This is a genomic window from Enterococcus sp. 7E2_DIV0204 (assembly GCF_002140855.1).
GTDB classification, from domain to species: Bacteria; Bacillota; Bacilli; order Lactobacillales; family Enterococcaceae; genus Enterococcus_L; species Enterococcus_L lemimoniae.
Genome location: NZ_NGKY01000001.1, coordinates 1,828,479 through 1,840,248, shown reverse-complemented (window position 1 = coordinate 1,840,248; position 11,770 = coordinate 1,828,479). Strand labels below are relative to the sequence as shown.

Genomic DNA, 11,770 nt, shown 5'->3' with positions numbered 1-11,770 from the left:
GTCCTGATACATATTGCGTCGAAAACAACGTTTGAATAATATGTCCAATTATATGTATTCCCTAACCAATAATAATTCCAACACACTATTATAGTGTGAACAGAAGTAGCAAAAAAATGGAACTAAACTAAGTTAAAAAAAACTGACATACTTTTTTGTATTAGCTATAATGTTTTTCAAATTATAACCGTAACTTTTAATACCCTAACATTATGATTATAGTTGCTTGATTTTATTCGAGTGATTTTTTTACATTTTTGATAATCTATTTTTAAGAATAGAAGCCGACTTAATGAAATTAAAAACGCTTGATAAGTTCATTAAGTCAGTTTCTTAAAATATAAAATGCTTTATTTTTCAAATACGAACCTTATCAACAAATACTGCTGAGTTAATTACATATTCTTGATTCTCCACCTCAACTCTATAATACGGGTTACCTTTCGTGGATGGGTAGTAACCGATAACATGGATAATCTTGTTGTTTATATTTAAATTTTTTGTCGTTGTATAGTTTGAAACTCGCTCAAAATGACGATTCTCTAGGACATCATCAGTTACACGATAAACGTTATAGTTCTTTTCCCCCATTAATAAGTACTGATCAACAATTTGTTTGGCTTGAATATAATTTCCCTTGAAATCAAGCTCAACACCATAAGGTACAGAGGAAGCAATATTCCCGTTATTATAAACAACACAAGTATCTTCCTCAGAAAACAACCATGAAGCCAATTTTTTCGGTTTCTCCCAAGTTAAGCCAGCCATAGCCAAAGCTGCAGCATCTATTTTGCTACTCTTGACACCATTTATATTTTCCAATGGACTTCCATGCACCCCTACCGCCCATGAACTCATAAATTCGGTTCCTAAAACGTTATCTCTAATTGCATTTGCACCATCAGCACCACCGCCTAAGTGCGGAATTCCTAATGCGTGACCAATTCCATGAATCAACGTGGCTTCTTTCCAATTGTTCTTAAAGGCATCTGGTAATGTTGTCTCATCCAGATGCCAATGGTTTGGATAGAACAAGATTCCTTCACCATTATACGTTTGACCACCTAATGGATAAGTAATTTTCCCGTTTACCATGATCCCATTGGTATCGCTATCACGAATTGTTTCATCACTTTCCGCTTGAGTGCGCACAATTTCTACAATTTTAGTACCTGCTAAAGTATTCCAATATTCTGCTGCTGATTGCACCATCTCTAACGTCATCATCTCTGAAGTGTTGTACAATTTCAAAATACCATCACTGCCGACAAAATTTTTTAGATTATCCCCTTCTAACTGATAAACATGTTTTGTAGATACAGTATCTAAGCTAGTGTTCCCTGAATAAGTATCCCCATGAGTGATGCTTGTCAATTTTTCAAGTTGAGCTTGATGATAAATATTCACCATTATTTTCCCGCCTACATTACAATACTCCGGTGTCAACTGATTTATAGTTACTCGCTGATTCGTTGCTCCATTTTCAGCAAATACGTCTGTTTTTCCAATATACAAACACCCTGCAATAGCTAGTATTACTGATAAAATTAATCCTCTTTTTTTCATTTTCATGCTCCCCTATCTATTATTATATTGTGTACAGAAAAATTATAGCATTTAACTAGATTGTCTTGTTGAAAAATTTAAGCGAAAAGTCTATTTTATCAGTTAATACTTACTAAAAAATATAGCATTGTATTGGTCTAAAAATATTTATGACAACTAACTAATTCTATACTAACTGCCCCTTCTTTCTTTCACAAAAGATGAGTGTTTTTAGCACTGAAAATTCCACCTATTACTTTTGATATATTATTTCTTCTAGACTCTGAATTTTTGAAGATCTATTCTTTCAGGAGAAAAATATAAAAATAGCCTTTATCGTGAATTTATAAAAAGTTTTACCAAAAATAATTAACTACTTTTTTTAACTTTAAGAATATTAATGTAGACAAAAATGACGTATTGGTTTATACTTATTATACTATCAAGATAAAAGGGGGCTGAGAATCATGTGGGTAAATATTGTCCAATATTGGTTAGATGCAACATCAAACTTTTTCAATCTATTTAAATAACCAGAAATTCTACTAAACCAACAACTAACGTATCTAGTTGTTGGTTTTTGATTCAACATTGAAAAAAACTGTTAGAGAGATATAATGACGAATATGAAGAAGAAGCATAAAAATGTCGCACTAGTTGGCAGACTGATTGAAGTAACCAATTACTGCATAACACAACTCAAATTGCTTTAGTACGTTTAGATTAGTTGAGGATTGCTTTTTCACGAAAACCAATGGAGGTCGATAAATCGATTTTATTTTTAAAAATGTGATATGATTTTATGTTGCAGCTATCCGTGAGGTTTTGCTTATATGAATAATTTTTTTCATTGCTCCTCGTACCTATGTTAAATATAAAAAGTCTACTTTTGATTAAATCGTTTTCTCTAGTTTTTTTCCGTTTCGACTGTTTTCTTAGTTGGGTCTATTCTCTTCTTGATGTTCCATTGATGCGAGAACTTAGTAAACAATTCTATATATATTATTTTATTCACTAATTATCTTCATCAGAACAGATTGACTTTAAGATAAAGAAAAACACCATAAATTTTCTCATGATGTTTTTTACTCTCTATTCTCAAATATCCAGATTGCTTATCTACTTTATTAGATATTAACTTAACTATATATCTCTATATTCCTTAATAAGTGAAGTCGTATTCACCATGTTCCACACCATGCCATGAAAACCCATCAGCAATTATTCGTGAAGTAAATGTAGCATCACTTTTAGGATATCCTGAATAAAAAGTATCACCTAACGAAGCTGTTTCAATCCACGGAATACTAATGGCAACATCTCCATTATTTAATCGTTCTCCTAGATCAATTATGATCTTATTTATAAAGGTACTCGGAGCCCCTAAAAATTCTCCTGAATTTGTATAATAACTAACCTTTCCATCTCTCAATAGTTCCGGCAAAATACTTACAGGATCACAATATGTATATGAACCATCTGCTTTTTTAATACGTCTATAGAGATTTATTTCCACCAAAGATTCTTTAGCTCTGATACTTCTGTCAACGTTATTATAAGATCGCGTATTGTAAAAACCTATTTTATGAGGTAAAAAGCCTCCCATAGTTCCAGGTTCTAACTCCAAAATAATTTTTGCATTCTTACGAGCATCATAACTGATATTAATGTTCGTACCAAATTCGTATGAAGACCGCCCCCCATCTATTCCATAACCATAATAATGTCCACCTCTCCAGATCGACATCTGTTGGCCAGCTGCTCTATCAGCAAATGGATCTCCTGGTAGCTCGGCGTTTCCTTTTAAAGTCCCTACTACTAAACTAAGAAAAACTCCTAACATTGAAATAAACAGTACCTTTTTAATTCTCATTTAAAATCCCCCTCTTATATAAATTATATCAATAATTAATACAACTTATTATAAAACAATACTTTTTATTTGTAAAGTTAATTTATCAAAAAGGTCGCAAAATCCCTTTTAAGAGACATTCCAGAAAGTTTTTCAGCTTAATATTTTTTAGGACAGGTACTAATTCTTTAATGTAGTTCTTTTTTATTGCTCAGAAATTTTTGAAAATATGTTCCGTTAAAACTACTTCTAGAGAAATCTTGAAAGAGCTGGAAGGTATTGGCGAAAAAATTACTGATTATCATAGAATAGTGAATTGTTCATCGATAACCTTATTTTAAATAATAGAAGAAGAAAAGACGTAATGAAACAAAATTTATGTAAGGTTTAACAAATTTTAGAAGGTGTACTAGAAAAAATATTAAACATAATAATCGGGTTATCGTAACTTAGCGAGTAATTTTTTTTTCTTAAAAATAAATACATAAGCCCCATTTGCTAGTATAATCATAGTGCCCATTACTGTTAGTATTGGTGAGTTCATTTCGCCTGTTTATGGCAACACCGCATTTTTTTCATAAAGCAACTCTTCATTTAACGCTGATAATATTATTGATTTAGGCTCATGAAAAACAATCGTAAAATTTGAAGTTCTACCATAAGTGTATGTTAGCCATTACCTAGAACCATTAAATTCATCAGCAGCATCTTTTCCAGAATAATCGCCAACAGTTAAGTACTTATCATTATCTTTGTAATACAAAACATTACCTTTTTTAGCATAGATATCTTTAATAGTAGCATTATTGTAGATATCTAACTATCGATTATTATCAATATCAGTAAAATTGAAAAAACCAGAAACTTTTGTTTCGAACCCCGTTAAATTATTATAGATAGGAGAGAAAAATCTCTACCCTATCCTAATTATTAAAAAATCCAATGAAGCATTGAAATTATTGCCCGTATTTATTTCTATAATATTCTCCCTTTTCTCTTCCTAAACGTTGATAATCTTCTGAAGATAAATTGGGATCAGAAAAAATATTGCCCCAATTTGGATCATCTTGTTGTTCTGATGCCTGCTGTTCTGCTACTGCTTGCTGTTTAGTTTCTGATACTTCCCCTTTTTTAGTATTCATTTTAGCTTTTTTTGAATCAGAGACTTGCTCAATTGAAGTATTTGTATTTTTCTCTATACCATTATTCTTATTGCATCCAGCACTTATAAGAACTAATGCGCACATCGATAAAAATATTTTTAAATTTTTCAAGTTAGAACCCCATTTTATGTATTATAGTATTGCATAATGTATAATACTATAATATATATAGTTGTTCAATAAAAATTTTTAGTTATCACTTAATTTAGCTATATAAGATATTTGACATCAAAATAGCTTGCTTTTTATAGGTTTGACATAGTCTTTTTAGCGAATATTATTGGTACAAGTACACAATGTACTTTAAAACTTTGTTTTTTTGTGTGTTATACTGTACTCATGATTAATGTCAAAGGAGTTTACTTATGATTATTGTACCTACCAAAAAATCACTACCACTTTTTAGTGAATTTCCTGTTTCTACTACTACATCTAGCTCAACTGAACGTTCTTTTTTCTCTTGGCATGCAAATTATTTTACTTTAGACAGAAAAAATGTTTTAGTTTTGGTCAATGATTTGTCCTTTTCTCCAATTGTTTTGTCTGATATCAACACTAAAAACAAACAACAGCTTTCTATTTATATAAAAGAAGGCATTGAACATGTTTTTGGTTATAGTACAAACAAACCTTATCAACTAAAAAGATACTTTCTTAGAGCTGGCAGAATGGAAATTTCTTATTCCTATAACCGTTCGATCAGTGGCATTAACAACAACATGATTCAACTGTTGAAATCTTATCCTGAAGACATTGACCTAAATTCACGGCTACAGTCCTCTGCAATGGCATTCCTTGCTAAAACGCCATATCGTAGTATGACACCTGAATATACGTTTAGCATTGACGTAGTAAAAAAGGAGTTAGATATGCTATAAGCTTTCTAACTCCTTTTTTGAGTCAAGATCTTGATCACCATTCAGTATAAATCACCAGGCTATTTTCTATTCTAACAAGTCTACAAACAACAAATAGACCATTTAGTTTCATTTCATTCAGTAATCATTTGTTTGAATTTTTTTCATGTTAAGTTGTAATATTTGATCCTAACATCGCTTTGCATACTATATCCCTTTACTTTTAGTTATATATTACTTTATCATAAAAAGGGGATTATTTTATTAAAAAAAAGGGTGGTTATGAAAATTGAGTTCTATAGATGAGTTGTATGAAGATTTAAAAAAACAAAAGGAAGATTATGTTTTTTCTGACTGTACTGCAGTGATTATTGCCAAATTGCTACCCTATTGTCCGTCAAATCAAGATACATTATTTTGGTTTCTAGGAGGTCCTTTGTTATGGTTGTTTACTTGGCGAGCAAACCAAAAAATGTACGCAGAGAAAAATATTTCAAAAGTAGAACAAAAAATAATTGCACTTCTATCAAAATATAACTATTCATTAAAAAACGGATACTGTGTACTGATAAGAAAAAATTTATAAAATCATCGTTACTTAATTGTCTAGCTAACATAATAAAGAATTATACCAAGTTCCAACAAAATCAACCCTTTCAGCAACCCAAAATTCCAAAATCAATTGGTCTACCTCTAAATCAAACCAGAAACCTTGATATAATAAGGTTTCTGGTTTTCCCGTTTTAGTGGATCTCTTTTATCTTTATTGGGGAAGTGTGTTATTAAAAGCTACTTTACAAGCAACTTAAAATGGTGGTAAGGACATCCACTAATCCATCTAAAGTCCGCTTTTCACCATATGTTCTTTTTCTCAATAATTTAATCATGTATGGTTGTCCTCCTTCTTATCCGTCTACTGCTTTTTTGATTTCTTCATACCAGTTCATAAAAATTTCATCAGTATCAATGCTTAGTGAGTTCGAACTTACTAGTCAAGGCTTTACTAACTGACGTCAATCAGATAGTAAAGTGTCTTTTTTATTTTATGTGTATTCTATAAAAATACTGTTACTTGAATTGTTTTTTAATAATTTTATTATTTTTGTTAATATCTCTTGGGAAACTTCGCCTAATGTTGATCTATCAATTGACTCAAATTGTTGTAATGCTTCTTGATTATTTGGAATTTCCCAAGGATTTTCATCATACCAACCTTCATACAAATTATAGTAATATGCTAAAGATTGCCACTCGCCATTTACTGGTTGTATTGCTCTCATTATTTCATCAAAATACCCATCCCACATTTCGATACCCATCTTTTCATTTTCCGAAAAAGTATAAATCTCAATTTCAGGGTTTCCCTCAAATCCTTCATAATAATTATCCATATATGGCATCCTTTCTATTCTTTCCAGTGACCATCTGTTAACATTTTATCTTGTTCAGGTGTACTAACACCATTTTTTCTGTCTGTTATTGCTTTTTGCCAATCATTTTTACTAACCCATTTATCTTCTCCTACTAATATTTGTTGTGAACATCGTTGACCATCTGCTGTTCCTGGAATAGTTTTTTCAACAACAAATGTATTCCCTTGTCCTTCTGGTGCTCCAAGTGTTCTAGTATGCCAACGCGCTTCAATTGTTTCTCCATTTTCTTTCCACTTATAAGATATTTGTTCATATCCATTTTTAGATTGAGCTTTTATATTTGCATTTTCTGGAATATTCACTGGAGATTTTTTCTTATATTGATTGGCTAACTTTAACTGCTCTGCCTCAGTTAAAGTAGAAAGTTTCGGAACATTAGCTCCACTGGCTTTCTCTGGGCTGAAATATGCCTTTAAGAATTTGTGTTAGAACATTGCTTTACCAACATTCTAACACATTTCTACTAACTTACAGCCGTCTGTTTCAGTTCTGGAAGTTCATAAACGACTTTTTTCTTCATCATGACATAAATTATTCGAATGAGCTTGCGCATAATACAGATTAGCGCTTGTATCTTGGTCTTTCCCTCAGATATCTTTTTCTCAAAGTACGCTCGATACACTGGATTTCTTGGTTTTCCTTTGCTCGTGAGATAAATTTGTTGTACGGCTAAAAAGTAAAGAGTGGAATAGAGATTTCTGTTCCCTTGTGACTTGTTTTGTACGTCTTTTCCTTTTCCCGCCGACCCAAAATGTAAGGGGGCTACTCCGGCATAATTCGCTAATTTATGGGAACTAGAAAACCGGTGTATATCACCTATATGGGCTACTAATGAACAAGCTGTTACGATTTTCACACCTGGTATTGTTTCCAATTGATACCCTAATTGTCGATACATGTTTGTTTCGAGCTTCTCAATACTTTTAATTTCTCCTAGGATAAAACGAATTTGTTGCGCAATACTTCGAACAAGACAATCTCTTTCCTGTTGATAGTCTAAGGTTGGTTGCTTTTCTTGTTCTACTAAATCAAGAATTTTTATTGCTCGATTCGTTGAACAAGTGTTATGACTTGGAACTCGTAAAAATGCTCCTAGCTCTTCCTCTGATACCTGTTTTAAATGATTAGCTGATGGAAATCTTTCGTAAAAAGCTAGGGAAGTGGCACAGGTTAATTCATGAAAAAAATGTTTATAACTTGGATAGGCAACTTGTAGTTGTTCATGAAATTGTCGTGTCAGTCCACCTAAATTTTTGACTAACGCATTTCTTCGGTTCACAATATGGCGCATTGTCCAATAATAATCTTGGGGCGTTGCGTCTGGTAAAAGGTGAGAACGTCTCATAAGAACAGCACTAATACATTGTGCATCCCAACTATCATTTTTCTTAGTACTAGCGTAACTCATACGTTCCATAAAAGATAATGAAGGATTTACTTCTTTTACTGGATAGCCTTTATCTAATAGAAAAATAGAGAGGTTTCTGCCGTAGTGGGTCACGTCTTCCAACCCAAAAATTGGAATCAGTTCGCCTTTTTGTTTCAATACATGATTTTCTAACTTGTGAAATCCTTGTAAGGTATTCGTAATGGTGATTTCACCTTGTTTTTCTTCTAAGTAATTCAATAATACAGCGGTATGGGTTTCTTTGTGTATGTCCATACCCACATACAAATACTTGGTTCTGTCCATAGTCCTCCAGTTCTATCCAAGCAATAAGTGGCAATCTCGGTTTGAAGCCTCTACATACTCAAAGTTACGAGCAGTGGGCAAGAAAGCGTCAGCCTATCCCATTTCTTGAATTGGAGAATTTCTTAAATTATGGTATACTCAACTTGTCTAGGGTAGAGTTTTGAATCTAAGAAATTCGTTTCTTGTGTTTAAAATTCTGCTTTTTTTGTTTGGTCTTGAATCATTTTTACTAGGTCAATTCGATTAAGCATGGATACATGAGTAACGAGTTTTTGACTAAACGAACGACTAAATAATGCTTGAGGTAACAGTTGTTCAACCGATTGAAGATTGCCTAAAGCGTTGTGATCTTCCAATAATTTAAAGCCTTTGAGAATCGCTAATATACCACCTGTTTCAAGCCAGTTTTGCGTATCTTGTAGTGTAGTAAGTTCTGTTGTAGCTGTTAATTTTAACGGTTCAACACTTCCTAAAAATCGTTGCCATGGTCGAAATAACTCGCCTGTTTCAGTATAGAAGGTCAGATTCTCTTTCAAAAATCCAAATATCAGCTTGCCTAAGCTCTTTTGACTAAACGCTATCTGATAACACATTTGTGTAGCGTACTCGTCTCTCAATTGAATTTCTGTCCGTTTCCAACTGTTTAAATTGTCCATTGGTAACTTTTGTTTTAAGGCTTGTTCTTTGTCCTTGTCATAGAAACGAAAGCGAACACGTGATTTTTTTGCACCAATATAGAGTGTTTTTGCCCCATCATTTAGAGAGAACTTACTCTCTGTGTAACTATGTGTTTGGCTAATTGATTGATAAAGCTCATTTTCAGCTTTTTGATATAATTCCTTGATAGTAAAGAACGGAACTACGTTTTTATCATCAATTGCCACATCTAATCGTGTCATACGAACCACTGAATCTGAATAAGAAAAGCAATTTCTTAAAAAAGGTTCCCATGTTTGGTTCTTTCTTTTCAAGTGCTTCTCAAGTTGACGACAGCCTTCACCGCTTAGTGTTAGATAACATTCTTGTTTATCGGGTTGTTGTTCAATACTGAAAAGTATGATTTGTCCAAACGTATAGCGAGTATCATATTCTTTGTATTGAATGCCCCTATAATCTTTTTCAAAAGCGTCAAGTGGTAAATCAAGATAACTTCTTATCACTGTGTAAGCGTCTGTTTCTTCAAAGATAATCGTCAGCCAATCAATCAGTACAGATAACTTTTTTCTACTTGTCTTCATTTTTTCACCCCCTTTCAAATTTGGCTGTTTCAATGCAGTTTTCAAAGAGCAATAATCGTTGGTATATCAATGTTTCTATTCAAATTTTGGTAAATGTCAGGGCGGTGTTACTTTGCGCCCCTCCAACGAGCTTCGCTCGGTTTGGTCGTTGGCACTCATTGCTTGCGCTCCTGCCTTGGGGGCGTCGCGCGCATGGCACCACGACCAAACATAAACATCTCCTAAGTTAAATTGCATACAACTAAACATTAAACTAAAGTTTTTTATTTGTCAAGATAAATTATACTGGAATTTAATTTAATTTGTGTTAAAATTAACCTAATAAAATTAAAACTCGAATGAGGTGAGCTCTTGTCCAATCATATCGGAAAAAATATTGTCGCTATTCGTAAACAAAAGAATATTTCACAAAAAGAATTAGCCAAAACTATTGGTATTACTGCTCAAGGTCTATTGAAAATTGAAAAAGGCTTAGTTGACCCTAAAACCGAAACACTTGAAAAAATCATGCAAGCACTAGATGTTTCTGCTAATGACCTCTATACAGAGGAAGAAACAAGTAATTTTCATATCCAGTTACCATTTGCTCGAAATTTAAAACGGTTAAGAAATGAAGAAAAACTAACTCTTGATGAACTTGCTTTAAAAATTGGCATTTCAGTCAGTCAATTATCTGGACTTGAAGATGGGAGTCAACGACCTTCTCCACAGCTATTAGAAAAGTTAGCATACAGTCTTTCTGTTTCTAGTGATGAATTAATGGAAAACGATCTTATCACAAAGTCTATTCAAGACGTTGAAATGGAGCAGTTTCTACAACACAGTCAAGCTGTCATGCAGTCCGCTATTGAAATGAAAAATCAAGGTGAGCACATTAATGTTGAACAGTACAATCCAGAAACAAATAAGTATTACAATAAAATTATTACCAGTGACGAGCAAGCGAAAAATATTTTATTGAAAGAATTTAACCATTTTAGTTTTAATAATCTTTTGGAGTTGTACAATTATTATTCTGCTAAACAAATTATGAGAAAGTACAATCCACCAACCAAATAACACTCTAATAAAAGTAAATGGTTCACTTCGTCGATTTCATCGCCATTGACTTTTATTAGTAGGCATGTACCTTTGTCAGTGCCCGAGGAACTCACAAAATAGCTATCACCTTAGTTAGTTCCTCGATCTTTTTTAGCGTAACATGCCGACCGTTTTCTGTAGCAGATGAATTTGTTCTTCTAAAACCTTCTTTCTTCACCCTCAGAATCTAGCAAAATAGCATTCTAACCCCTCTAAACCTTTTTCTTGCTTCGCAACTCCACTAATTGTTGTTCCATTCTTTCCAATAACTGACGAAAATCTACATGAAACAAATCGAATACTTGAGAACACGCATAGTAATTTCTGGCTATCTGTTGCTTGTCTATAGGTCTCTTTTTATCGTTAAAGAATTTGTCTAGCACAAGCAATACTTCTTGCCACGATTGAAGCTGTTCCCAACTGTCATAAAGTGCATAAATGTCTTGGTGACTAATTTCTTTAATTGGTTGGTTATTTTCTGTTTGAATCATTTCTTCACTCCTTTACTTTTTGATACACGAAAAAACGGTATCGGTGGTTGACTCCTCACCAATACCGTTTCAATAACTTCACATTTTCTATCTGCATTATTGTACTTCAAATAAACATCCGAAAAGACTAGAAAAGTCTCTTGAATTTTTGTACAATAAATACAGTTAGCTTTTGTTAGCTATTGGCAACTTGATTAGTGAGCTTATTTCTTACTAGTCAAGGCTTTATCACTTGATTACCAGTCTCGTGATAAAGTGCCTTTTTTATATCATTTATTCATCTAAATAACTTGCTACTCCTATAAAATCAATTTGATAGTTTTGATTAGTAATGCTAACTCTTTTATTATCTTCTTTTTCATATGAATAGTTATAAATCAATAATATTGTATTATAAGCAGTTTCTTGATTTTCAAAT

Annotated in this window: 12 protein-coding genes; 3 read left to right on the top strand and 9 right to left on the bottom strand. The window is 32.6% G+C overall.

The features are described 5' to 3' along the window. Positions 1–357: 357 nt before the first annotated feature. From A5819_RS08605 to A5819_RS08590, 4 genes are all read right to left on the bottom strand, one after another. Positions 358–1,566 carry a hypothetical protein gene (locus A5819_RS08605; RefSeq protein ID WP_086353038.1) on the bottom strand — a complete coding sequence of 403 codons (1,209 nt, stop codon included), beginning with the start codon at positions 1,564–1,566 and terminating at the stop codon, positions 358–360. A gap of 1,141 nt (positions 1,567–2,707) precedes the next feature. Continuing rightward, positions 2,708–3,418, bottom strand: coding sequence for a hypothetical protein (locus A5819_RS08600; RefSeq protein ID WP_086353037.1), 711 nt, complete (start codon positions 3,416–3,418; stop codon positions 2,708–2,710). Between the two features lie 418 nt (positions 3,419–3,836). Beyond that, entirely contained in the window at positions 3,837–3,941 is a 105-nt protein-coding gene (locus tag A5819_RS20085) for an LPXTG cell wall anchor domain-containing protein (protein WP_086353036.1), read from the bottom strand. 412 nt (positions 3,942–4,353) lie between these two features. Next, the gene (locus tag A5819_RS08590) at positions 4,354–4,671 is read right to left on the bottom strand and encodes a hypothetical protein (RefSeq protein WP_086353035.1); all 318 of its coding nucleotides are present in this window, start codon (positions 4,669–4,671) and stop codon (positions 4,354–4,356) included. 254 nt (positions 4,672–4,925) lie between these two features. Here A5819_RS08590 and A5819_RS08585 point away from each other — a divergent pair, with 254 nt between their 5' ends. Continuing rightward, entirely contained in the window at positions 4,926–5,438 is a 513-nt protein-coding gene (locus A5819_RS08585; RefSeq protein WP_086353034.1) for a hypothetical protein, read from the top strand. A 268-nt stretch (positions 5,439–5,706) separates the two neighbouring features. Beyond that, positions 5,707–6,003, top strand: a complete 297-nt coding sequence (locus A5819_RS08580; protein WP_086353033.1) for a hypothetical protein — start codon at positions 5,707–5,709, stop codon at positions 6,001–6,003. A gap of 457 nt (positions 6,004–6,460) precedes the next feature. On the opposite strand, the gene A5819_RS08575 is transcribed toward A5819_RS08580, so the two are convergent. The 4 genes from A5819_RS08575 to A5819_RS08560 all read right to left on the bottom strand — a co-directional run bounded on the left by A5819_RS08575 (position 6,461) and on the right by A5819_RS08560 (position 9,781). Beyond that, positions 6,461–6,808 carry a dihydroorotate dehydrogenase (quinone) gene (locus A5819_RS08575; protein WP_086278379.1) on the bottom strand — a complete coding sequence of 116 codons (348 nt, stop codon included), beginning with the start codon at positions 6,806–6,808 and terminating at the stop codon, positions 6,461–6,463. A gap of 14 nt (positions 6,809–6,822) precedes the next feature. After that, positions 6,823–7,152 carry a hypothetical protein gene (locus A5819_RS08570; protein ID WP_176271393.1) on the bottom strand — a complete coding sequence of 110 codons (330 nt, stop codon included), beginning with the start codon at positions 7,150–7,152 and terminating at the stop codon, positions 6,823–6,825. A 161-nt stretch (positions 7,153–7,313) separates the two neighbouring features. Next, positions 7,314–8,543 carry an IS110 family transposase gene (locus A5819_RS08565; protein ID WP_086278377.1) on the bottom strand — a complete coding sequence of 410 codons (1,230 nt, stop codon included), beginning with the start codon at positions 8,541–8,543 and terminating at the stop codon, positions 7,314–7,316. Between the two features lie 188 nt (positions 8,544–8,731). Continuing rightward, positions 8,732–9,781, bottom strand: a complete 1,050-nt coding sequence (locus A5819_RS08560; RefSeq protein ID WP_086278375.1) for a replication initiation factor domain-containing protein — start codon at positions 9,779–9,781, stop codon at positions 8,732–8,734. 351 nt (positions 9,782–10,132) lie between these two features. On the opposite strand from A5819_RS08560, the gene A5819_RS08555 reads away from it, so the two are divergent. Continuing rightward, positions 10,133–10,840 (top strand): helix-turn-helix domain-containing protein, encoded by a 708-nt coding sequence (locus A5819_RS08555; protein WP_086278373.1) that lies wholly within the window; start codon positions 10,133–10,135, stop codon positions 10,838–10,840. A gap of 233 nt (positions 10,841–11,073) precedes the next feature. Here the strand turns inward: A5819_RS08555 and A5819_RS08550 are convergent, their stop codons facing one another. Continuing rightward, positions 11,074–11,352 carry a hypothetical protein gene (locus A5819_RS08550; protein ID WP_086278371.1) on the bottom strand — a complete coding sequence of 93 codons (279 nt, stop codon included), beginning with the start codon at positions 11,350–11,352 and terminating at the stop codon, positions 11,074–11,076. Positions 11,353–11,770: the final 418 nt, after the last annotated feature.